General features: G+C 71.5%; 21 protein-coding genes, 1 tRNA gene and 1 pseudogene. 15 read left to right on the top strand and 8 right to left on the bottom strand.

All coding sequences use genetic code 11. The features are described 5' to 3' along the window. Positions 1-5: 5 nt before the first annotated feature. From ACFE65_RS10980 to ACFE65_RS10960, 5 genes are all read right to left on the bottom strand, one after another. Positions 6-1,097 (bottom strand): hypothetical protein, encoded by a 1,092-nt coding sequence (locus tag ACFE65_RS10980; protein WP_375382402.1) that lies wholly within the window; start codon positions 1,095-1,097, stop codon positions 6-8. Positions 1,098-1,200: 103 nt separating this feature from the next. Beyond that, entirely contained in the window at positions 1,201-2,076 is an 876-nt protein-coding gene (gene aguB, locus ACFE65_RS10975) for an N-carbamoylputrescine amidase (RefSeq protein ID WP_375382401.1), read from the bottom strand. Positions 2,077-2,652: 576 nt separating this feature from the next. Next, positions 2,653-3,615 (bottom strand): agmatine deiminase family protein, encoded by a 963-nt coding sequence (locus tag ACFE65_RS10970; protein WP_375382400.1) that lies wholly within the window; start codon positions 3,613-3,615, stop codon positions 2,653-2,655. A 136-nt stretch (positions 3,616-3,751) separates the two neighbouring features. Next, on the bottom strand, positions 3,752-5,365 hold the full coding sequence (locus ACFE65_RS10965) for a M28 family metallopeptidase (protein ID WP_375382399.1): 1,614 nt from the start codon (positions 5,363-5,365) through the stop codon (positions 3,752-3,754). 218 nt (positions 5,366-5,583) lie between these two features. Further along, a complete protein-coding gene (locus tag ACFE65_RS10960; protein ID WP_375382398.1) occupies positions 5,584-7,011 on the bottom strand; it encodes a sigma-54-dependent transcriptional regulator in 1,428 nt (475 codons plus the stop codon). Positions 7,012-7,161: 150 nt separating this feature from the next. Between ACFE65_RS10960 and ACFE65_RS10955 the strand changes: the two genes are divergently transcribed. The 4 genes from ACFE65_RS10955 to ACFE65_RS10940 all read left to right on the top strand — a co-directional run bounded on the left by ACFE65_RS10955 (position 7,162) and on the right by ACFE65_RS10940 (position 9,613). Continuing rightward, the gene (locus tag ACFE65_RS10955; protein WP_375382397.1) at positions 7,162-7,287 is read left to right on the top strand and encodes an aa3-type cytochrome c oxidase subunit IV; all 126 of its coding nucleotides are present in this window, start codon (positions 7,162-7,164) and stop codon (positions 7,285-7,287) included. Positions 7,288-7,366: 79 nt separating this feature from the next. Next, on the top strand, positions 7,367-8,260 hold the full coding sequence (locus ACFE65_RS10950) for a hypothetical protein (RefSeq protein WP_375382396.1): 894 nt from the start codon (positions 7,367-7,369) through the stop codon (positions 8,258-8,260). 62 nt (positions 8,261-8,322) lie between these two features. After that, positions 8,323-8,397, top strand: a tRNA-Val gene (locus ACFE65_RS10945). Positions 8,398-8,470: 73 nt separating this feature from the next. Continuing rightward, a complete protein-coding gene (locus ACFE65_RS10940; RefSeq protein ID WP_375382395.1) occupies positions 8,471-9,613 on the top strand; it encodes an AI-2E family transporter in 1,143 nt (380 codons plus the stop codon). A gap of 292 nt (positions 9,614-9,905) precedes the next feature. Here the strand turns inward: ACFE65_RS10940 and ACFE65_RS10935 are convergent, their stop codons facing one another. Then, positions 9,906-10,469, bottom strand: a complete 564-nt coding sequence (locus tag ACFE65_RS10935) for a helix-turn-helix domain-containing protein (protein ID WP_375382394.1) — start codon at positions 10,467-10,469, stop codon at positions 9,906-9,908. Positions 10,470-10,560: 91 nt separating this feature from the next. Here ACFE65_RS10935 and ACFE65_RS10930 point away from each other — a divergent pair, with 91 nt between their 5' ends. After that, on the top strand, positions 10,561-11,052 hold the full coding sequence (locus ACFE65_RS10930) for a DUF6456 domain-containing protein (protein WP_375382424.1): 492 nt from the start codon (positions 10,561-10,563) through the stop codon (positions 11,050-11,052). A 31-nt stretch (positions 11,053-11,083) separates the two neighbouring features. Here ACFE65_RS10930 and ACFE65_RS10925 read toward each other — a convergent pair whose 3' ends face one another. Further along, positions 11,084-11,938, bottom strand: coding sequence for an aspartyl protease family protein (locus ACFE65_RS10925; protein ID WP_375382393.1), 855 nt, complete (start codon positions 11,936-11,938; stop codon positions 11,084-11,086). Positions 11,939-12,134: 196 nt separating this feature from the next. Here ACFE65_RS10925 and dapF point away from each other — a divergent pair, with 196 nt between their 5' ends. The 4 genes and pseudogenes from dapF to ACFE65_RS10905 all read left to right on the top strand — a co-directional run bounded on the left by dapF (position 12,135) and on the right by ACFE65_RS10905 (position 16,201). Beyond that, positions 12,135-13,106: a diaminopimelate epimerase gene (gene dapF / locus ACFE65_RS10920; RefSeq protein WP_375382392.1), complete on the top strand. Its 972-nt coding sequence runs from the start codon at positions 12,135-12,137 to the stop codon at positions 13,104-13,106. 146 nt (positions 13,107-13,252) lie between these two features. After that, positions 13,253-13,675, top strand: coding sequence for an endonuclease domain-containing protein (locus ACFE65_RS10915; protein ID WP_375382391.1), 423 nt, complete (start codon positions 13,253-13,255; stop codon positions 13,673-13,675). A gap of 264 nt (positions 13,676-13,939) precedes the next feature. After that, complete coding sequence (locus ACFE65_RS10910; protein ID WP_375382390.1) at positions 13,940-14,830, top strand: hypothetical protein; 891 nt, start codon at positions 13,940-13,942, stop codon at positions 14,828-14,830. After that, positions 14,827-16,201: pseudogene (locus tag ACFE65_RS10905) on the top strand (DNA-packaging protein). Before ACFE65_RS10910 ends, ACFE65_RS10905 begins: the two are co-directional and overlap by 4 nt. On the opposite strand, the gene ACFE65_RS10900 reads toward ACFE65_RS10905, so the two are convergent. Then, positions 16,164-16,457 carry a hypothetical protein gene (locus tag ACFE65_RS10900; protein ID WP_375382389.1) on the bottom strand — a complete coding sequence of 98 codons (294 nt, stop codon included), beginning with the start codon at positions 16,455-16,457 and terminating at the stop codon, positions 16,164-16,166. The pseudogene ACFE65_RS10905 and the gene ACFE65_RS10900 sit on opposite strands and share 38 nt — an antisense overlap. A gap of 15 nt (positions 16,458-16,472) precedes the next feature. Between ACFE65_RS10900 and ACFE65_RS10895 the strand changes: the two genes are divergently transcribed. The 6 genes from ACFE65_RS10895 (at position 16,473) to ACFE65_RS10870 (ending at position 20,481) form a co-directional block, all read left to right on the top strand. Then, positions 16,473-17,609, top strand: a complete 1,137-nt coding sequence (locus ACFE65_RS10895) for a phage portal protein (protein WP_375382388.1) — start codon at positions 16,473-16,475, stop codon at positions 17,607-17,609. Continuing rightward, on the top strand, positions 17,606-17,962 hold the full coding sequence (locus ACFE65_RS10890; RefSeq protein WP_375382387.1) for an HK97 family phage prohead protease: 357 nt from the start codon (positions 17,606-17,608) through the stop codon (positions 17,960-17,962). Before ACFE65_RS10895 ends, ACFE65_RS10890 begins: the two co-directional genes overlap by 4 nt. 158 nt (positions 17,963-18,120) lie before the next feature. Continuing rightward, entirely contained in the window at positions 18,121-19,140 is a 1,020-nt protein-coding gene (locus tag ACFE65_RS10885; protein ID WP_375382386.1) for a phage major capsid protein, read from the top strand. Between the two features lie 146 nt (positions 19,141-19,286). Next, complete coding sequence (locus ACFE65_RS10880; protein WP_375382385.1) at positions 19,287-19,865, top strand: hypothetical protein; 579 nt, start codon at positions 19,287-19,289, stop codon at positions 19,863-19,865. Then, positions 19,862-20,059, top strand: a complete 198-nt coding sequence (locus tag ACFE65_RS10875) for a hypothetical protein (protein WP_375382384.1) — start codon at positions 19,862-19,864, stop codon at positions 20,057-20,059. Before ACFE65_RS10880 ends, ACFE65_RS10875 begins: the two co-directional genes overlap by 4 nt. Next, positions 20,056-20,481: a DUF3168 domain-containing protein gene (locus ACFE65_RS10870; protein ID WP_375382383.1), complete on the top strand. Its 426-nt coding sequence runs from the start codon at positions 20,056-20,058 to the stop codon at positions 20,479-20,481. The genes ACFE65_RS10875 and ACFE65_RS10870 overlap by 4 nt, the downstream gene beginning before the upstream one ends. Positions 20,482-20,518 lie beyond the last annotated feature (37 nt).

Below are 20,518 nucleotides of genomic sequence, written 5' to 3'. Positions count from 1 at the left end.
CGGGCTCAGAGCGCGTCTGGCTTGGCCGGCCCCGCATGGATGAACTTGTGCAGCTTGATCGCCGGAAAAGCGCGGCGGACGCGGGCGGTGCCGGTGTCGAACTGGTCGACGAGCTCGCGCCACTCGGCCTGGGCGTAGCGGCCGTTGCGTTCCGCGTCGCCGATCACGAGCGCGGTGCGCGCGCGGAACAGGATCTCCGCCGCCGCCTCCGCGATGATCCCGTCGCGCTTGCTGATCCGGTCGGTCGTCTTCAGCCAGGGATTGAGGCGCGTCAGGAAATCGTGGCTGTAGAGGCCGAGCAGGCAGCGCGCGAGCGGCGAGGCGGGCAGATGGTCCCACGCCAGGTGCCGGTTGAACTCCTCGACGCTGCGGCGGAAGCCCGGGAAGATCACGTTGGTGTCGTGCATCAGGAACGCATAGCCGAAGCGCCACCGCCGCGGCGCCTCGTACAGCGCGCTCCATTCCCAGCCGTCGTGCGTGCTGAACGCGTGGTCGACGCCGTCGATCGTCCGGTCCTCGTCGCGCGCGCAGCCGTTGACGACCACCTTGATGCGGCTCGCCGGGATGCCCTCGGCGCGCAGCTGCGCGAGCAGCGCGGGGATCGTGCTCTCGTGGAAGCGCAGGCACGAGGCGACGAGGAAGACGACGCCGTTCTCCGGATCGTCGGCGGGAACGACGGGGCCCTGCGGAATCAGGCACAGCCGCTGCGCCGCCATCGAGTCTTCGGGCTCGTCGCAGAAGAGGCCGATGGGCATGTCGCCGAAGGACTGCGTCCATGTCGAGCTCGGAATATAGCCATTGCCGCCCGACACGAACGCGAACGCCTGCGACGACGGCACCTCGCCCCATTCGTACGGCGCCCAAGTCCCTTCGTTGGGGTGGCCGTGGCCGGTGATGCGACCGCCCGGCCGGAGCACCAGATTGCCGATCGGCTCGACCATGAAACCCCGGCGTAGCGGCTTCACGCGGCCGAACAGGTGCGGGCGGCCGATCAGCTTCGCCATGTCGACGCCGTCGCGCAGGCTCGGCTGGGCGGTCGCAGACCCCGGTCCGCCGCCGCTGCCGGTCTGGTCTAGCGAGGAGAACGGCAGATGCATGAAGGCCTCGCAGCGACGGGACGACCATGAGGGCGTACCGACGGCTCCGTCGGCTGTCATCCGGCAGCGATACAACCTATGATAAGTCGGCGCGACGTGGCGGTCAGACGTCCTCGACCAGCCGGCCGTACAGATCGGGCCGACGATCGCGGAAGAAACCGAAGGCGGCGCGATGGCGGCGGATGCGGTCGAGGTCGAGCGTCGCGGTGATGACGCCCTCCTCCTCGCGGCCGAGTTCCGCCACGATGTCGCCGCGCTCGTCGGCGATGAAGCTGGTGCCGTAGAAGGTCTGGCCCCCCTCTATTCCACTAGGCTCCACGCCCACGCGGTTGGCGGCGACGATTGGCACGACGTTGCTGACCGCATGGCCCACCATCGCGCGCCGCCAGAGCCGGGCGGTGTCCAGCGAGGTGTCGTGCGGCTCCGATCCGATCGCGGTCGGGTAGAACAGCACTTCGGCCCCCATCAGCATCATCGCGCGCGCGACTTCCGGGTACCACTGATCCCAGCACACCCCGACGCCCAATTTCGCGTGCGGCGCCTCGCGCGGTCCGGGCCATATCTTGAAGCCGGTGTTGCCGGGGCGGAAATAGAACTTTTCCTCATATCCGGGGCCGTCGGGGATGTGGCTCTTGCGATAGACGCCCTGCACCTCGCCGTCCGGGCCGATCATCGCGAGGCTGTTGTAATGGTGCGGGCCGTCCGCCTCGAAGAAGCTGGTCGGGATGGTGACGTGGAGCGCCTCGGCCAGCGCCTGCATCGCCAGCACCGCCTTGTGCTCGGTCACGGGCGCGGCGGCGGCGAACAGGCCCTCGTCCTCGACGCGGCAGAAATACTCGCCTTCGAACAGTTCGGGCGGCAGGATCACCTGCGCGCCGCGCGCGGCGGCTTCATGGACCAGGCGCGAGACGGCGGCGATATTGCGGTCGATATCGGGCGTGAAGCCGAGCTGCAGCGCGGCGACGGTGATCTGGGTCATGGGCGAGGATGTAGGATAGGGCGAGGCGGGGCGCCACCGCATCCTCCCGTCACCCCGGCCTCGTGCCGGGGTCCAGCGCCGCGCCGGGCAATGCCGAGTACGAAAGGGACGGCGGGTCATGCCGGTCCCCGACCGATTGCCTTTCGTGCCGATCGATCGCATCTCAATCCGGATACGAAGCATAGGAGACTCGCATGCTTGTCGATGCCGCCCAGGCGATGCTTCCGACGCCGCGCGCTCGACAGTCTATGCCAGTCCAGCCGGTCCGAGCGCGCCTGTCACGGCGGGCATACTCTCGCCAGCAGATACCGCATCGCCGGCCGGTACCGGCGAGGACGTGGTCGTGACGGCCCGCGGCAACGAGCAGTTTCGTCTTCGCCCGAGCACGCCGCCCGAAACCAAGCCATCGTTCTTCAAAAGGCCATTACACATTCAAATCGCCCCGGGCGTGAGCATCGGTGGCGCGAGCGCTGGCGTAGGCGCGGGATTGCAGGTCGAGTTCGGTCCCGGGCGCAAGAGCGGCGACAAGGCGCAACAGCCTCCGCCGTCAACTCGGCCAACGCCTGCGCCTGCCGATTAGGCCGGCACCTGCTGCGAGATGCAGTGGAAGCTGCCGCCGCCGGTCAGGATTGCGTCCGCCCTCAGCCCCACCACCTTCCGCCCCGGGAACAGCGCCGCGATCGCCGCGACCGCCGCCGCGTCGTTGGCCGCGCCGTACAGCGGCACCACCACCGCCGCGTTGCCGATGTAGAAGTTCATGTAACTCGCGGGCACGATATTCTCGTCGCGCAGGACGCGGCCGGGCGAGGGCACGCCCACCACCGCGACGCCCGCCGCCTCGGCGCGCGCGCGCGCATCCTGGTACACGCGCCAGTTGGGATCATTCTCCTCCGGCACCGGCAGCGCGAGGCGGTTCGAGCCGACGAAACGCGCGAGGTTGTCGACGTGGCCGTCGGTATGGTCGTTGACCAGCCCGTCGCCCAGCCACAGCACGCGGGTGTAGCCCAGGTCCGCCGCCAGCCACCGCTCGATCTCCGCCTTCGACAGTGCGGGGTTGCGGTTGGGGTTGAGCAGGCATTGCTCGGTCGTCACGACCAGACCGCTGCCGTCGCCGTCGATCGCGCCGCCTTCCAGCACCCAGTCGCGCCGGTCCACCGCTATGCCCTCGGCGCGAGCCAGCCGCTCGCCGACGTCCTCGTCGCCGGGCAGGTCGTACTTGCCGCCCCAGCCGTTGAAGCCGAACGCGCGGGCTTTGTGGGGCGAGAGCAGGATCGGGCCGGTATCGCGAAGCCAGATGTCGCCGAAGGCGTGCACCACGACGCGCGCGAACGGCGCGGTCGCATTTGCCGCATCCGCGGCCTCACCGTCGGCGGCGACCAGCATCACCTGCTCGCCACGCCCGCCCGCATGGACCGCGCGGGCGAAGGCGCTCACCTCGGCGCGCGCGGGCTCCAGATCGTCTAGCCACAGTTCGGGATGGCTCGGGAAGCCGATCCACACCGCGCGGTGCGGCGCCCATTCGGGGGGAGGGGATGTCATGTCGGGGGGTTTTAGGGGTAGTGCCGGTCGAGGTGAAGCTTTCCCTGTCGTCACCCCGGACTTGATCCGGGGTCCCGCTGTCTTGGGTCAGCACAGAAGAAGCGGGACCCCGGGTCAAGCCCGGGGTGACGAAGGATCAGTTGCCCGCCCGGCTCGCGTCGCGGATGCGGCGGAACTCGCTGGTGGGGTACCAGTTCGGGAAGTTCGTTCCCTCCGCCAGTTGCCGGCCGAGCGTATAATAGATGTCGAGGTCCGCCACCGCACCGGACCAGTCCCACGCTGCGTCATATTCGTCCTGAGGCTTGTGGTAGCGGTGCGCGACATAGTCCTCCGTCGCCGCGCGGCCGGCCGCCATGCCGCCGACCACCAGGTCGTCGCCCGATCCGCCGTCGAACATCGGCACGCCGAGCTTGGCGAACGAGAAATGGTCGGAGCGGAAGTAACCGCCGCGCTCGGGATGCTCCTCGGGGCTGATCGTGCGGGACTCGGCCGCGACGATCGGCTTGATGAGGTCCTCGAGTTGCGACTTGCCCGCGCCGGTGATGACGAAGTCGCGCGCGCGGCCGTGGACGTTGAGGACGTCCATGTTGACGCCGCCGACCGTCTTGGCGAGCGGGTACACCGGATGCTCGGCGTAGTAGCGCGAGCCGAGCAGCCCCGCCTCCTCGGCGGTGACGGACATGAACAGCAGCGAGCGGCGCGCGGGACCCGCCTTCGCCTGCGCCTCCGCCAGTGCGATCAGCCCGGCGACGCCTGAGGCATTGTCGAGTGCGCCATTGCAGATGCCGTCGCCGTTCACTGGGTCGCAATGGCCGAGGTGATCCCAATGCGCGGTGTACAGCACGACCTCGCCGGGCGCGGCGGTGCCGGGCAGGATGCCGAGCACGTTTTGCGACGCCTGCCGCCGGATCGTGTTGGTCAGCCCAGCGGACATGGTGACGCCCAGCGGCACGGCCTTGAAGCCCGGCTTGCCGGCGGCGGCCTCCAGCGTGGCGAAATCCTGTCCGGCGCTCGCGAACAGGCGCTTGGCCGCGTCGAGCTGCATCCAGCCGATCATCCGGCTCTGGTCCCTATGGTCGCCTGGCTCGTCGAGTTCGAGCTGCGGGCCGGTCCATGACGACTGCACGACCGCCCAGGGATAGGCCGCCGGCTCGGTCTGGTGGACGATGATCGCGGCGGCGGCGCCATGGCGCGCGGCCTCCTCGTATTTGTACGTCCATCGGCCGTAATAGGTCATCGCGCGGCCCTCGAACGGACCGGTGCGGTCAGGCGAGCGCCAGTCCGGATCGTTGACCAGGATCACCACCGTCTTGCCGTGGACGTCCAGCCCCGCGTAATCGTCCCAATGATCCTCGGGCGCGGTGATGCCGTAGCCGACGAAGACGACCGGGCTGTCCTTGATCGCTACCGACGGCGCCACCTGATAGGTCGCGCTGACCATGTCGGTGCGGAAGGCGAGGCTGACCGGCGTCTTGCCGCCGCTGAAGACCATCGGCGCGTGGGCAGTGCCGGCGATCTCCACCATCGGTACCGCCTGCGTCCACTGGCCGTGATTGCCGGGCTTCAACCCCGCCGCCTTCATTCGCTCGACGATATAGGCGACCGTCTTGGCCTCGGCCGGCGTGGTCGGCTTGCGGCCTTCGTACGCGTCGGAGGAAAGCTCCTTGGTGACGGAGCGCAGCGTGTCGATCGAGATGGCGGGCGGGGCGGGGGCCGCGGCGGCGGCGAGGAAGGCGAGGGCGAGGGGCATGCGGTGCTCCGGCGAGGAGGCGCAGGTCTGGCAGCGCGGCGAGAGTGGCGCAAGTTTCCCGCACCCGTTCATGCTGAGCTTGTCGAAGCACAGTCTTTCTTGGCTCTTCGCGTCGCCCCTTCCCTCCGTTCGCCCTGAGCTTGTCGAAGGGTGTGGTCCGGAACAGGTGCTTCGACAGGCTCAGCACGAACGGAGGTTTGTCGCAGGACAACTCCCCCTCACGCCGCCGCGTTGTCGATCCCGAGTTCGCCCAGCTTGCGGTACAACGTCGATCGGCCGATCCCGAGCCGCCGCGCGACCTCCGTCATTCGGCCGCGGTAGTGACCGATGGCGAGACGGATCACGTCGGCCTCGATCTCGTCGAGCGCGCGCAGATTGCCGTCGGCGCGGAACAGCGTGACGCCGCCCGATGTCGCCATCGTCAGCGGCACGCGCGGCGGCGCCAGCCGCTGCTGCCCGAGCGCCGCGATCTGCGGGAAGTCTCCGCGGGTCAGCGCCGCCTCCTCGCACAGTACGGCGGCGCGGAAGAGCGCATTTTGGAGCTGGCGCACGTTGCCCGGCCAATCGTAGGCGGCGAGCAGCGCCAGCGCATCGTCGGTGATGCCGAGCGACCGGAGCCCGGGCTGCTCGGCGATCCGCGCCAGCAGATGCCGGGCGAGCGCGGGTATGTCGGCGGTACGTTCGCGCAGCGGCGGGATCGTCACCTGCACGCCGCCAAGCCGGTAGTACAGGTCCTCGCGGAACCGCCCCGCCTCCACCTCGTCTAGAAGGCGCCGGTTGGTGGCGGCGATCACGCGCACGTCCACCTCGCGCGGGTGGCGCGCGCCCAGCGGATGGATGACGCCGGTCTGCAGGACGTGCAGCAGGCGGAGCTGCGCGTCGAGCGGCATCGCGCTGATCTCGTCGAGGAACAGCGTGCCGCCGTCCGCGTCGGCGAAGCGGCCCACCTTGCGCTCGAACGCGCCGGTGAACGCGCCCTTCTCGTGGCCGAAGAGTTCGGATTCCATCGCATTGACGGGCAGCGCGCCGAGATTGACGCTCGTCATTGGCCGGCGCGATCGGGGCGAGGCGGCGTGGATCGCCTCGGCCACCACTTCCTTGCCGACGCCGCTCTCCCCCTCGATCAGCACCGGCACGCGCGCGCGCGCCGCCTTGGCCGCGATCGCCAGCGCGGCGCGGAAGTCTGGCGACGAGCCGACGATCTCGTCGAACGCGAGGAGCGCGGGGATCTTCTCCGTCAAGGGGCGCAGTTCGCCCGCCGCCGTGCCCGCCACCGCCGCCTCCAGTGCGACGAGCAGCCGCTCGGGCGCCAGCGGCTTGACGAGGAAATCGGTCGCGCCGCTGCGCATCGCCGCCACGGCATGCGCGACCGAACCGTTGGCGGTGAGCAACAGGATCGGCAGCGACGGGCGCCGGCTGCGCAGCTCCGCGATCAGCGGCGCGGCATCGGCGTCGGGCGCCCAATGATCGAGCAGCACCGCGTCGAGCTGCATCCCGTCCTGCGTGCCGAGCGTCGCGATCCCCATCTCGCCGTCGGTCGCGAAGATCGAGCGCCAGCCCCCGCGCGCGGCGAGCGCCGACACCAGCCGGCGCTGCGCGGGCTCGTCGTCGATCAGCAGGAGCAGGCGCTGGCCGTTGCGCGTCATCGATGGTTGGTCTCCGTGTCGGGACGAGGCTGTAGCGGTGCCGGGTAAAGGCCGGCTTAAGCCTCGTTCCGGCGGCCGGCGGGGGACTTGAGGGCTTCGGCAAGCCCGGTTAGTGATGGACGGGATATGGAACAGCGGGACGCAACCACGATGGCCGACGACACGAACCTGAAAGGCCATGTGGCGACCTATGACGGCCTGATCGGACTGATGAAGTGGGGCGCGGTCGCTGTGGCGGTGATCGTCACCGCGGTGATCCTGCTGATCGCCCGATAACGGACGCGTCGCCGTTCAGCCTCCCGGGGGCGCGCGTCGGTTCAGCGCCTCCTGACGGTGTCGGCTCGATCCCCGCACGATGATTTTGGCAGATGACGGACAGGCGCGCGACGCCGCTGCGTCGGCGGCACGGCTCGCCGGACTGTCGGCGATGCCCGAGATCGGATGGGCAGATGCGGCGCGCGAGCTGGTGGGCGCCGTGCCGGCGGTGCTGATCGTCGAGGCGGTCGGCATCGCCGACGCGCCGCTCACCCGTGTGCTGCCCATGCTTGCAACGCTCGCCGCAGAGGCGGCGTGCGCGATCGTGCTGACGCTGGAGGCGGGGCAGATCGACCTCGTGTCCGCCTTTCTGCTCGATGACCGCGTCCAGCTGCTGTGCGATCCGACGCTCGCCGATCGCGCCGCCGCGCTGGTTGTGGCGCGGGCCGCAAGCGAGGGCGGCCGGCTCCGCGATCCGGCCGGTGGTGGCGGCGGTGGCGAGGCGGAGCGGCTCGCAGCGCTGGCACGCGAGATCGCCCGGATCGGCGCCACGCTGGCCGAGATCGCCGTGCGGCGCGAGAGCGCGCCGGCCGTCGCCGATCGCACCCCCGACTACATGCCGCCGCCGCCCGAGCCCGGGCTGGTGCCGGTGACGGCGGCCGATATCCGCGCCGCGATCCGCGCGCGTCGCTCACGCGACGTGGAGTTCGGGCCGGGCTGGTTCGAGGATCCGGCGTGGGACATATTGCTCGACCTGTTCGCCGCCGAGCTGGAGGAGGCGCAGGTGTCGGTCTCCAGCCTGTGCATCGCCGCGGCGGTCGCGCCCATCACGGCGCTGCGCTGGATTACCAGGATGACCGCCGCCGGGCTGCTGATCCGCCGCAACGACGCGCGCGACCGGCGCCGGGCGTTCATGCACCTGAGCGCCCGTGCCCGTGCCGGGATGGTCCGGCATTGCGCCGCCGCCAGGCAGGCCGGCGCGGCGATCGCCTGACCGGCGGGTGATGCGATTGGGACTGGCAATGGTCGATCGGTGGGTAGTAAGGCGTGGAGCGGGGGCGCTTAGCTCAGCGGTAGAGCAGCTCGTTTACACCGAGCTGGCCGGCGGTTCGATCCCGTCAGCGCCCACCATCCTTCTGCCGCGGCGGCGCTGGTCGGACGGCGACGGTTTGGCGGCTTTGCGAGTCAATCGAGGGCGATCACGATGCAAGATCCCGATCCGAGCACCGTCGCCAGTCCCGGCACGTACACGCGGCGCGGACCGGTACACCTGTCGGGCATGCAGTTGCGGGCCGGCACGGTGGCCGCTATCGTCCTCGCGCTCGCGGGCGTCTTCACGCTCAAGGGCTTCCTGCCGGCGCTCGCCTGGGCGGTGATCTTCGCGATCGGCCTGTGGCCCTGGCACCAGCGGCTGCAACAGCGCTGGCCGGGGCATCCCGAGCGCCTCGCCGGCCTGTTCGTGCTCGGCGTGTTGCTGGTCTTCGTCGTTCCGCTGACGCTGGTGACGGTGCCGCTCGTCTCGGACGCGCACGACGCGATGGCCTGGGTCGCCAAGGCACGCCAGAACGGCGTCCCGCCGCCGCCGGTGCTCGCTACCTTGCCGTTCGGGGACAGGCTGGTGCCGCTGTGGCAGCGCGATCTCGGGCAGCCAGGCGGCATCTCGGCGCTGGCCGGCCATGCCATGCAGGGCGGCCTGCTGGCCACCGGCCGCGCGGTGGGCGCGGAGGCGGTGCATCGCCTCGTGCTGCTAGGGTTCATGCTGCTCGCGTTGTTCTTCCTGCTGCGCGACGCCGACGATGTGGTGGAGCAGCTCAGGATCGGCAGCAGCCGCGCGTTCGGCGCCGCGGGCGAGGACGTCGGCCGCCAGATCATCCGCTCGATCCATGGCACGGTGAACGGGCTCGTCCTGGTCGGGCTCGGCGAAGGCGTGATCCTGGGCATCGCCTATGCCGTCGCAGGGACGCCGCATCCAACGCTGTTCGGCCTCCTGACCGCGCTGTTCGCGATGGTGCCGTTCGGGGCGGCGGTGGCGTTCCTGGTCGCGGCGGCGGTGACGCTGGCGGCCGGCAACACGGTCGCGGCGATCGTGATCGTCGTGCTGGGGTTCGTGGTCACGTTCGTCGCCGATCATTTCATTCGCCCGGTGCTGATCGGCGGCGCGACCAAGCTGCCGTTCTTGTGGGTGCTGCTTGGCATCCTCGGCGGCGTGGAAGGGTGGGGGCTGGTCGGCCTGTTCATGGGGCCGGCGATCATGGCGGCGCTGGTGCTGCTGTGGCGCGAGTGGGTCGGCTCGCAGCAGGGCCCGCTCAACCCGCCAATCGCCGGCTCGACCGCGAGCGACGCGTGAGCGACGGCTCGGCACCCGGATGAGCTGACTGACCCTAGCGCGCGTGGCCCAGCGCCTCCTTGTCATGTGGCGGTCGGCGTGGAGGCGCAGACCCGAGCCGTAGCGCCACCGCAGCGGGCGATGGCGTCGGCACCGGCGCTCCGGACCCTCGTATCGGGCCGATCGCGCTGTTGCCGCCTCGATACCCGCGGCGGCTGTCCGCAACTTGCCGCCAGCCGCGCCACCGAGCGCGGGCAGGTGGGGTAATATCATCGCCCTCGTTCCTGGCGGGAGGTCGCCCCACGTAAGCCGATCACAGCGACCGCAGGAGCCGCATCGCCTGCGCGATCCACGGCGGGTCGATCACCGCCAGCTCCCGCGCGCCCGGCCCGGGCGGCAGCAGCCGCAAGCCACCAGGACCGCAGGCGAGCAGCCGTCCGAACGCGAACCGGCCGGCGGCGAGCGGCACCAGCACGTCGCGGTTCAGCGCCTGTGCAAAGCCTTCCGGCGGCAGCGGCACGCACCACAGCTCGTCGCCTGCGCGGTAGTCGCCGACCCCGGCTGAGACGACCACCGCCACCGCGCCGGGCGGAGCGGCGGGGGCGACCAGCGCGACGGGCGCGCGGGGCGCCCGTGCGCCCGCCATGTCGATCACCGCCGCGACCGGCAGCTCGGCGCGGCTGGGGAGCGTGACCAGATCGCCCGCCGACACCTCCAGCGCTGCCGCCAGCCGGTTGATCCAGCCGACGGAAACGGTGCGCGTGCCCGTTTCGAGGCGGCTGACGGTTTGCGCAGTGGATGGTGGGACGCAGCGGCGGGCGACTTCTTCCAGCGTCAGCCCGCGTGCGCGGCGGACCTCGCGGATGGCGGTGATCATGGGCGGTTCCTGTACCGATGTGGTAAAATCCCTGTCCTACAACCGCCGGTTCATGGCAAGCCCTCGCGAGATGACGGCAATTGGACGGGCGATGCGCGACTGGGTGGAGGGCGTGGTGGACGGCAATGGCGTGTTGCGGGTGCCGGGAGCCGGCCAGTCACCGGCCACGGCCCTGCCGGCGCGCGGCCGCCGCGTGACGGTGAACCGCGCCGAGTCGCCGCTCGCCTGGCTGTGGTCGCGCGGGATGGTCGACGCGCGGCAGCATGAGGCGGGGGAGCGGTTGCGCGCCGACCATGAGCGTGCGGCGGTCGCTCCCGCCGTCACGATGCGCTGGGCGGAGCGCGTCGACGGCGGCCGCGGTGCCGCGCCCGATCCGGGCGAGGCGCAGCTCGCGGCCAAGCGCCGGTTCGATGCCGCGATCGGCGCGGTCGGGCGCGGGCTGGACGACGTGCTGTGGCGCGTGATCTGCGCCGGCGAGGGGCTGCCGACCGTGGAGTCGGCGTTCGGCTGGCCGACCCGATCGGGCCGCGTGGTGCTCGGTTTGGCGCTCGACCGGCTGGCGGACCATTATGGGCTGCGATAGCGGGTCGGTCGCCGCCGGGACGAGGCCCGCGTCAGGATCGTGGGCGCGCGGTCGCGGGCCTGATCCCTCCCCGCCCGTGGGTGAGGTCCAGCGTCACGTCCCAGTCCTTGAGCGCCTGACGGCCCAGATCGCCGTCCATGATGAGGTCCCGCACGATCGCGGTTCCGCCCAGCCGCGCGCGCGCCGTCGCCGCGACGTCGAGCGGCTGCCGCCCGTCGGCCACGGCCAGCCCGATCAGCGGCGCCGCGCGCTTGTCGATCAGGGACGGCCCGTAATTGCCGGTGTCGATCTCCATCCAGAGCCGGCCCGACCTCGTTGCCAGGCCGATGTCGGCGGTCAGCGCCGCCCCTTCGGCCTCGCGCACCAGCCGGATCGGCACCTCCTGTCCCGTCGCGGCGATCCGTGCGGCGCTGCGGGCGTCCTCGACGGTGAGCGAATGGCCGGCCACCGACAAGGTGACCGTCTCGCCGTCGAAGGCATCCAGCCCGATCGCGCCGGCGAAGCGCCGACCGACCGGGCCCATCAGCTTCTCGAGGTCCAGTACCGACAATTGCGGCACGCGCCGCGTGACGGCGCCGAGCTGGATCGTCGCGGCATTGCACCGTTCCGTGTCGACGCGCTCGCCGATCGCGCGAAAGCCGGTGATCTTCCCCCAGGGAGTGCAGCCGATGGTGCGGGCGGCCGCCGGCGTGACCGCGGACGTGCCAATCCCGCTGTCGAACAGGTACAGTCCGGGATGGCCATCGACGCTGACGGGCAGCGCCTCCACATCGCCGTTCACGATCTCGAGGGGCAGCACCGTCTGGGCCGCTCCCGCCCCCGACGCCGAAACCGACACCGCCGCGACCAGGCTCATCGCCGACGCTGCTTTCGACCACCACTTCATCTGCCGATCAGCTCCGCTGGTTTGTCGGTTGGCCGACCGTGCCGGCATCCGTCACCGGTGCCGGCTACAGGATGCCGCCGCGAAGGGCCACATGGCAGTCATGCGCGACCGCTGCCATCCCTGCCCGTGACGACCAACGCATCATTGTCGCGTGCGACGGGAATGTGCTTTGGGGGCAGCCGGAAGGAGCGATTCCATGCGCTTTGCGATCACCCATTGCCACGGATCGGGCAATGACTTCCCGTTGATCGACGCGCGCGGGCTGGACGTGCCGCGCGAGGCTTGGCCGATCGTCGCGCGCGCGCTGGCGGATCGCGGCGGGCCGGTGGGGGGCGACGGGCTGTTGCTGCTGGTGGCGGGCGAAGACTCGCATGATTTCGGCATGGTGATGTTCAATGCCGATGGTTCGGAAAGTCCTCAATGTCTCAACGGGTTGCGGTGCGTCGGGCGGGCGGGGCTGGCGGCCGGGGGTATTGACCATGCGCGCGTGAAGCTCGTCACCAGTTCCGCCGAGGTGTGGGCGGAGCCGCCGCTCGCGCCCGGGGTGGTGACGATCGGGGAGCGCGCGGGGCCGGTGGGGCTGCGCATCGCGGACTGGCCGCTGGCGGGCGTCGAGGCGGATGCCGAGGGACGGCTGATCGACTCAGCCCTGCCGCCGCTCGGCTCGCCGCTGCGCTTCACCGCCGTCCTGATGCCCAACCCGCACCTCGTCGCCTTCGTGGAGCAGGTGGACGAGGCCGAGCTCGTCCGGCTGGGCGAGGTGTGCGAGGCGGCGCCGGCCTGGCTGCCCAATCGCGCCAACGTGTCGTTCGTCGAGGTGCGCGGGCCGGGCACGCTGCCCCCCACGATCTTCGTGCGGACGTTCGAGCGCGGCGTCGGGCTGACCGACAGTTGCGGCAGCGCGATGGCGGCGTCGATGGTCGCGGCGGCGATCACGCGCCGGATGAGCTGGGACACGCCCGTCACCGTCCTCAACCGCGGCGGCCGCGTCCGCGCCACCGCCGGCAGCGACGGCTTCGCGACGATCAGCGGCAACGCGACCTGGGAATGGGCGGGCGAGGTGGACGTCGATGTGGAGGGGGGCCTGGCGACCGGCGTGGCGAGCGGGCTGGTGGTGACGAAGCGGTTCGACGACGAGGTCGCGGCCTGGGCGGCGGCGGTGAGGTGAGGGGACGAGGCCGCTAGGTCAGCCGTTCCTCCCCCTCCGTCGCCTTCGGCGCCACCTCCCCCTTGCGGGGGAGGATCAAGTACGAACTGATCCTCCCCCGCAAGGGGGAGGTGGCCGGCGCAGCCGGACGGAGGGGGAGGTAAGCGATGCGCCTTGAAGGATCGAACTTCGGCCGAAGCAACGCCAATCGCCTCCGCAGGGCGATGACTCCACCCGAAATCGCGCTGTGGCTTGCCTTGCGGCAGAACGACGCCGGCCTTCGTTTCCGCAAGCAGCAGGCAGCGGGTGACTATGTGCTCGACTTCTTCTGCGCGCCCGCGCGGCTTGTGATCGAGGTCGATGGTGAGGCGCATGAGCGGGGCGATCGACCGGCGCGTGATGCGCTGCGGGATGCGTGGTTGCGGGGTCGGGGCGTCGACGTGCTGCGCTTTGCGGCGCGTGACGTGCTGACGGAGCTTGAAGCGGTCGTGCGGCAGATCATGGCGATCGCGGTTGAACGGCGGGATGCGATCGCGAGCGGAAGGCGTCCTCCCCCTCCGTCGCCTTCGGCGCCACCAGTGCCGGGTTGATCGTGCCCCCGGCACGATCTTGAACGCGCGGCGCGCGTTCATCCCGGCACTCCTGGCGGGGGAGGATTGTCTTGATCCTCCCCCGCGAGGGGAGGTGGCCGGCGCAGCCGGACGGAGGGGGAGGTACCCGCCTCTTTTAACCAAACCGGTACAAACCGTTTGACAGCGTCACGCTGTCTGTGTACAAAACAGGAACATCGAGAAATACCGACACGGGCCGGGGCGGCCTTCGCGGGGTGCATCCTTCCTTAGGATCGGCGCCTGGTGAAGGCTGCCGCCGGCCCGTTCGCGTTGGCGGGAGACGGCGACATGAACGAGGCCACGGACGACATCGGCGGCGAAGTCAGTGACGAGCGTGTTCAGGGTAGCGCCGGTCATCGGGTGCAACTGCGAGCGGTCAGACCGTACGAGTTCACGCGCGCGAAGCGTCAGGTGTTTCTGAATACACTGGCGGCCACGTGCAACATCAGGACGGCGGCGCGTGCCGCCGGCATCACGGCGAAGACGGCGCACGCCCTGCGCCGTCGCTCGCCCGAGTTCGCGACGCTTTGGGCGGAAGCGCTCGACATCGGCTACCACTATCTCGAGGAGCAGCTGCTCGCCCGCGCGATCGAGGGAGTCGGTGCCATGGGGATCGACCCGGACGCCGCCCCGATCGAGCCGTTGCCGCCGCTCGCCGGCTGGACCGATGCCGACCACAGCGGAACGATCCCGACCGTCAAGGGAGCGAGGCCCACCGTCGTAGGCGGGATCGGCCCGGCCGCCGCAGGCGAGATCAGCCCGGCCGCCGCAGGCGGGATCGGCCCGGCCGCCGCAGGCGGGATCGGCCCGGCCGCCGCAGGCGGGATCGGCCTGGCCGCCGGTGCCGGTTCGGGCCTGCTGACGGGCCGGGGACTGCCCGCCGCGTACCAACTGGCGCTGCTCATCCTCAATCAGCGTCGCGCCGCGCAGGAGAACGGGCCGCGAAACAAGCGTCGCAAGGCGATGACGAGCGAAGAGGTCGATGCGCTGCTGGTCAAGAAACTCGATCGGCTAGACCGGTTGGAGGCGGCGAAGGCGGCGCGCGCCACAGCCGGCGGCGACGCGCCTGGCCTCGCCGTCGGCGACACGCTCCTCCCCGTTGCTCGACGGGCCGAAACGGGGGAGAACGCATGAGCCGAGACGGACCATGGACGGCGGTCGAGACCGCATTGGCGGGGAACCCGTTCGATCGCCTGCGTCGACTGACGCCCGCTGCTCGCGCCAGATTGGTGCGAGAGTTGCCGGTGGATGCAGCCGAGGAGCTTGCCAGCCGCTGGGCGCCCGACGCCCACGCCGGCCAGCTCGCGCCGCCGGGCGACTGGCACGTCTGGCTGATCCGCGCGGGTCGCGGCTTCGGCAAGACGCGCGCCGGCGCCGAGTGGATCAGCCAGCTCGCGCGCGACAACCCGAAGGCGCGGATCGCGCTGGTCGGCGGCACGATCGAGGACGCGCGCCGGGTGATGGTGGAGGGGGTGAGCGGGCTGGTCGCGGTGTCGCGGATCGCCGAGGACATGATCTGGATGCCCGGCAAGGGCGAGCTGATCTTCCCGTCGGGCGCGCGCGCCTACGTCTATGCGGCGACCAAGCCCGAAAGCCTGCGCGGGCCCGAGCATGATGCGGCCTGGTGCGACGAGCTGGGCAAATGGGGGCCGGGCGGCGAGGCGGCGTGGGACAATCTGCTGCTGGGCTTGCGCGTCGGCGAGCGGCCGCGCGTGGTGGTGACGACGACGCCGCGCGCCACCGTGCTGATGCGGCGGATGATGGCGATGCCCGGGCTGGTCGAGACGAGCGGGTCGACGCGCGACAACCGGCACCTGCCCGACAGCTATGTCGCGGGGATGGAGGCGCTGTACGGGCGAAGCCGGCTCGGCCGCCAGGAGCTGGACGGCGAGATGATCGACGACGTGGCCGGCGCCTTGTGGACCCGCACGTTGCTGGAGGCGCGGCGCGCGGCCGAGCTGCCGCCGGTCGTGCGCGTGGTGGTGGGGGTCGACCCGCCCGCGGGATCGGTGACGGAAGGAAAGCGTGGGGCGGGCAGGAGGGGCGACGCGTGCGGCATCGTCGCGGTGGCGCGCGGGCGCGACGGCCACGCCTATGTGATCGAGGACGCGAGCGTCACCGCCGCCTCGCCCGCCATGTGGGCGCGCGCGGTGGCGGGGTGCGCGGCGCGGGTGGGCGCCGACCGGGTGGTGGCGGAGGCCAACCAGGGCGGGCGGATGGTCGAGGAGGTGCTGCGTGCCGCCTGCGCCACGCTGCCGTTGAAACTGGTCCACGCGAGCCACGGCAAGGTCGCGCGCGCCGAGCCGGTGGCGGCGCTCTACGAGGCGGGGCGCGCCTGGCATTTGGGCGCGTTCCCGGCGCTGGAGGATGAGCTGTGCGGGCTGGTGGCGGGCGGCGGCTACGAGGGGCCCGGGCCGCTCGCCCGACCGCGCCGACGCGCTGGTATGGGCGATGACCGCGCTGATGCTCACACCCGAGGTGCGGGCCGGGGTGCGGGAGTTGTGAAGTCGGATCGATCGGGCGCAGACCGGCGGCGGAGGAACAGGCGACAGCCAAATATCAATACGGCCACAGCTAGCAGCGCCGCAGTCCACCACTTCCTCTCGGTGGCATCGATGATCGCGAAATAGCCGAAGACCGTCAGCGGTGCGATGTCTCGATCGCGAAAAAGTGGCGTTCGCAGGATCAGCAAACCGACAGCAACAAGGCCGCCCACGATCATGAGCAGCGTGGGCCAGTCGCTTGCAACGATGCCATCCATACGAAAGGTATAACCATGAAACTGTTCGGCTGGAAGGCCGGTCGCGAGGTGTCGCGGCCGGCCCTTTCTCGTGGCGCGGTCGGCTTCGGCGGCGGGGTGACCGGCGACTGGCCGCGGTCGTACGAGGCGCAGGTGCGCGAGGCGTATCTGGGCAATGCGGTGGCGCAGCGCGCGGTGCGGCTGGTGGCCGAAAGCCTGGGCGGCGCGCCGCTGGTCGCGTCGGACGCGCGGCTGCTGGCGCTCGTCAGTGCGCGAACCGGCGGCCCGCCGCTGCTGGAGACGATCGCGGCGCAGCTGCTGCTGCACGGCAACGCGTTCGTCCAGGTGCTGGCCCGCGCCGACGGCGGCCCGGCGGCGCTCTATCCGCTCCGCCCCGAGCGGGTGAGCGTGGAGGCGGACGCGCAAGGGTGGCCCGCCGCCTATCGCTATCAGGTGGGGACGTCGGTCGCGCGGCTTTCGCCCGATGCGCCGCGGCCGGAGGTGGTCCATCTGCGCGGCTATCACCCGCTGGACGATCATTTCGGCGCCGGTTGCCTCAGCGCGGCGTCGGGCGCGGTGGCGGTGCACAATGCGACCGCGCGCTGGAACAAGGCGCTGCTCGACAATGCCGCGCGGCCGTCGGGCGCGCTGGTGTACGATCCGGGCGACGGGGCGGCGCTGAGCCCCGACCAGTTCGAGCGGCTGCGCGCCGAGATGGAGGCGGCCTTCGCGGGCGCCGCTAACGCCGGGCGGCCGATGCTGCTGGAGGGCGGGTTGAAGTGGCAGCCGCTCAGCCTGTCGCCCGCCGACCTCGACTTCGCGGGCACGCGCGCGGCGGCGGCACGCGAGATCGCGCTGGCGTTCGGCGTGCCGCCGATGCTGCTCGGCCTGCCCGGCGACTCGACCTACGCCAATTACAAGGAGGCGAACCGGGCGCTGTGGCGGCTGACGGTGCTGCCGATGGCGGGCGCGATCCTGGACGGGCTGGCGGCGGGGCTGGCGGGCTGGGCGGAGTGGGAGGGCGATGGGAGCGCTTCGCTGGCGATCGACCTCGACCGGGTGCCGGCGCTGGCCGACGACCGCGCGACGCTGTGGGCGACGGTGTCGGCGGCGGACTTCCTGACGGAAGCGGAGAAGCGGGCGATGGTGGGTCTGCCCGCGGTGCCCGCATGATCCGTTTCGAGGGATATGCGGCGCTGTTCGACCGGGTGGACCGCGCGGGCGACGTGTTCCGCCGCGGCGCGTTCGGCGAGCCTCGCGAGGTGCCGCTGCTCGCGCAGCATCGCGGGGTGGCGGTCGGGCGCGTGCAGGTGGCGGAGGACGAGCGCGGCCTGCGCGTCTCGGGCGAAGTGACGGGCGGGTCGGACGGCGTGGCCGAGGGCCAGGGCCTGTCGGTCGGCTACCGCCCCGTCACCGTCCGCCACGGCGCCCGGCGCGAGCTGCTGGCCGTCGACCTGATCGAGGTGAGCCTGGTCGCCCAACCGATGCAGCCGCTCGCGCGGGTGACGGGCGTAAGCGGCGACTGACTTCAACTCATCCTCCCCCGCCAGGGGGAGGTGGCAGCCGTAGGCTGACGGAGGGGGAGGCACCCCAAACGTCAGCCAGTCCTCCCCCTCCACCAGCTTCGCTGGTCCCCCTCCCCCTGGCGGGGGAGGATGCAAGAGTTTCAACAAGGAGAACACACATGGAAGACGTAATCGATCAGGCGCCGGTGACGCGCCCGGTACTGGCGGCGGCCGCGTCGGCGACGCGGGCCTCGGCGTTCAGCGCCTATGTCCGCTCCGGCGCGACGCTGGAGATGAAGGCGTTCACCGGCGTGACGGGGGATAGCGGCGGCTTTGCGATCCCGACGGAGATCGACGCGGTCATCGACCGGACGCTGACGTCGATCTCGCCTATCCGCGGCCTGGCGCAGGTGGTGAAGGTCGGCTCGGCCGGCTACCGCAAGCTGGTGACGACCGGCGGCACGCCGTCCGGCTGGGCGTCCGAGATCGCCGCCCGGCCCGCGACCGACACGCCCGCCTTCGCCGAGATCGCGCCGCCGATGGGCGAGCTCTACGCCAACCCGTCGGCCAGCCAGGCGATGCTGGACGACGCCGCCTTCGACGCCGACGCCTGGCTGGCCGGCGAGATCGCCACCGAGTTCGCGCGCGCCGAGGGATCGGCGTTCGTCAACGGATCGGGCGTCAACCGCCCGCGCGGCTTCCTGCAGGCGCCGGTCGCGCCGGCGGGGGACGCAGGCCGGCCGTTCGGGACGCTGCAATATCTGCCGTCGGGCGCGGCGGGCGATTTCGGCGACGACCCGCAGGAGCGGCTGATCGACCTGGTCCAGTCGCTGCGCACGCCGTACCGGCAGGGCGCGGTGTTCGTAATGAACGCGAGCGTGCTGTCCCGCATCCGCAAGTTCAAGACGAGCGACGGCGCGTTCGTGTGGCAGGCGAGCCTCTCGGCGCAGCAGCCCGCCACATTGCTCGGCTATCCGGTGATCGAGGCGGAGGACATGCCCGACATCGCCGCCGACGCGCCCAGCATCGCCTTCGGCAACTTCCGACTGGGCTATCTGATCGCCGAGCGCACGGAGACGTCGATCCTGCGCGATCCGTACACCAACAAGCCGTTCACCAGCTTCTACGCGACCAAGCGGATCGGCGGCTGCGTGAGCAACTCGGAAGCGATCAAGCTGATGCGCTTCAGCGCGGCGTAATCTTCTGATCCAGCGAAGCTGGATCAGGGGCGGTGCCGGCCCGCTCCCCCTCCCCACCTCCCAAGACATTATCCTGACTGGGAGGTGGGGAGGGGGAGCGGGCCGGCACCGCATCCGCGTGAGCGGATCAACAAAGGAGCCAAGACATGACGGACTCAGTGACTCCCGTCGGCGTGCTCGCCGACGCGGGCGCGATGGTCGCGGGGTTCCTGCGGCTGGCGGACGGCGCCGAGGCGGCGCTGGTGCAGCGGCTCGCGGCCGTGGCGATCGGCTGCGCGGAGGCGTTCCTGGGCGCGAGCCTGATCGTGCGCGGGTTCGAGGATGTGGTGGCCGCCGACGGCGCCTGGCACCGGCTGGCGACCGAGCCGGTGCGCTTGGTCGCCGGCGTCACCGCCCACACCACCGGGCTGCCGGCGGACGCGGCGCCGTTCGTGCTGCCGGTGGCGGACTATCGGATCGATATCGCCGCGGACGGGCGCGGCTGGGTGCGGGTTCGGGGTGGCGCGCCGCTGGCGGCGGTCGCCTACACCGCCGGGCTCGCGACCGACTGGGCGGACGTGCCCGCGCCGATCGCGCAGGGCGTGGTGGCGATGGCGGCGGGGCTTTTCACCGATCGCGACGCGGCGACCGTGCCGTCGGCGGACGTCGTTGCTTTGTGGCGGCCGTTCCGGCGGCTGCGGCTGGGCGACGGTCGGAGCGACATGACGCCGGGAGGCGGGCGATGACCCCGGGCGTTCCCGACAGCGTGGCGCGGGCCGGCGCGGCGGCGGCAGCGCGGACGGCGGACCAGCTCGCCGACGCCGTGCGCGCCGCCGTCCCCGGCGTGTCCGTCGCGCGGACCGGCGACGGCATCGTGGTGACGGGGCGCGGCGTGCTGAGCGAGCCGTTGCTGCGCTGGCCGGCGGGGTTGCTGCGATGAGCGGCGGTGGTGGGAGCGTGCTGCAGGCGGCGGTGGTCGCGGCGCTGGCGGCCGAGCCCGCGCTGGCGGGCGTGGCCGTGTTCGATGCACCTCCTTCACGTGCCGCGCCGCCCTATGCGGTGGTGGACGAGCCGGTGCTGACCGACTGGGGCGCCAAGGGCTGGACGGGGCGCGAGGGGACGCTGGCGGTGCTGGTCCAGGATGCAGGCGGGGGCGGCGGCGAGCGCCCGGTGCGGCTGCGCGCGCTCGCCGGCGCGGTCGAGGCGGCGCTGCCGGGGCTGGACGCGGCGCTGGGGCCCGGTCCGAATGGGGGCTGGCGGCTCGCCACCATCCGCCTGTCGCGCAGCCGGATCACGCGGGCGGCGGGCGACCGCTGGGTCGCGAGCGTCGAATGGCGGGTGCGGATTTATCGGGAGGACTAGCCGCAGGCGCGGCCACGTCCGCGCCGGTGAGCGTAGC

This window comes from uncultured Sphingomonas sp., assembly GCF_964237335.1.
In the GTDB taxonomy this organism is placed as follows: Bacteria; Pseudomonadota; Alphaproteobacteria; order Sphingomonadales; family Sphingomonadaceae; genus Sphingomonas.
Note: the sequence above shows the minus strand (reverse complement) of the source record. Positions and strands in the feature narration are given on the sequence as shown.

Excerpts from the sequence above, each read along its gene's own strand:
- ACFE65_RS10935 (WP_375382394.1), bottom strand. The coding sequence starts at position 10,469 with ATGATCACCGCCATCCGCGAGGTCCGCCGCGCACGCGGGCTGACGCTG.
- ACFE65_RS10915 (WP_375382391.1), top strand. The coding sequence starts at position 13,253 with ATGCGCCTTGAAGGATCGAACTTCGGCCGAAGCAACGCCAATCGCCTC.
- ACFE65_RS10875 (WP_375382384.1), top strand. The coding sequence starts at position 19,862 with ATGACCCCGGGCGTTCCCGACAGCGTGGCGCGGGCCGGCGCGGCGGCG.
- ACFE65_RS10870 (WP_375382383.1), top strand. The coding sequence starts at position 20,056 with ATGAGCGGCGGTGGTGGGAGCGTGCTGCAGGCGGCGGTGGTCGCGGCG.
- ACFE65_RS10965 (WP_375382399.1), bottom strand. The coding sequence starts at position 5,365 with ATGCCCCTCGCCCTCGCCTTCCTCGCCGCCGCCGCGGCCCCCGCCCCG.
- ACFE65_RS10925 (WP_375382393.1), bottom strand. The coding sequence starts at position 11,938 with ATGAAGTGGTGGTCGAAAGCAGCGTCGGCGATGAGCCTGGTCGCGGCG.
- ACFE65_RS10885 (WP_375382386.1), top strand. The coding sequence starts at position 18,121 with ATGGAAGACGTAATCGATCAGGCGCCGGTGACGCGCCCGGTACTGGCG.
- ACFE65_RS10970 (WP_375382400.1), bottom strand. The coding sequence starts at position 3,615 with ATGACATCCCCTCCCCCCGAATGGGCGCCGCACCGCGCGGTGTGGATC.
- ACFE65_RS10940 (WP_375382395.1), top strand. The coding sequence starts at position 8,471 with ATGCAAGATCCCGATCCGAGCACCGTCGCCAGTCCCGGCACGTACACG.
- ACFE65_RS10890 (WP_375382387.1), top strand. The coding sequence starts at position 17,606 with ATGATCCGTTTCGAGGGATATGCGGCGCTGTTCGACCGGGTGGACCGC.
- ACFE65_RS10880 (WP_375382385.1), top strand. The coding sequence starts at position 19,287 with ATGACGGACTCAGTGACTCCCGTCGGCGTGCTCGCCGACGCGGGCGCG.
- ACFE65_RS10930 (WP_375382424.1), top strand. The coding sequence starts at position 10,561 with ATGCGCGACTGGGTGGAGGGCGTGGTGGACGGCAATGGCGTGTTGCGG.
- ACFE65_RS10955 (WP_375382397.1), top strand. The coding sequence starts at position 7,162 with ATGGCCGACGACACGAACCTGAAAGGCCATGTGGCGACCTATGACGGC.
- ACFE65_RS10950 (WP_375382396.1), top strand. The coding sequence starts at position 7,367 with ATGATTTTGGCAGATGACGGACAGGCGCGCGACGCCGCTGCGTCGGCG.
- aguB (WP_375382401.1), bottom strand. The coding sequence starts at position 2,076 with ATGACCCAGATCACCGTCGCCGCGCTGCAGCTCGGCTTCACGCCCGAT.
- dapF (WP_375382392.1), top strand. The coding sequence starts at position 12,135 with ATGCGCTTTGCGATCACCCATTGCCACGGATCGGGCAATGACTTCCCG.
- ACFE65_RS10895 (WP_375382388.1), top strand. The coding sequence starts at position 16,473 with ATGAAACTGTTCGGCTGGAAGGCCGGTCGCGAGGTGTCGCGGCCGGCC.
- ACFE65_RS10960 (WP_375382398.1), bottom strand. The coding sequence starts at position 7,011 with ATGACGCGCAACGGCCAGCGCCTGCTCCTGCTGATCGACGACGAGCCC.
- ACFE65_RS10980 (WP_375382402.1), bottom strand. The coding sequence starts at position 1,097 with ATGCATCTGCCGTTCTCCTCGCTAGACCAGACCGGCAGCGGCGGCGGA.
- ACFE65_RS10900 (WP_375382389.1), bottom strand. The coding sequence starts at position 16,457 with ATGGATGGCATCGTTGCAAGCGACTGGCCCACGCTGCTCATGATCGTG.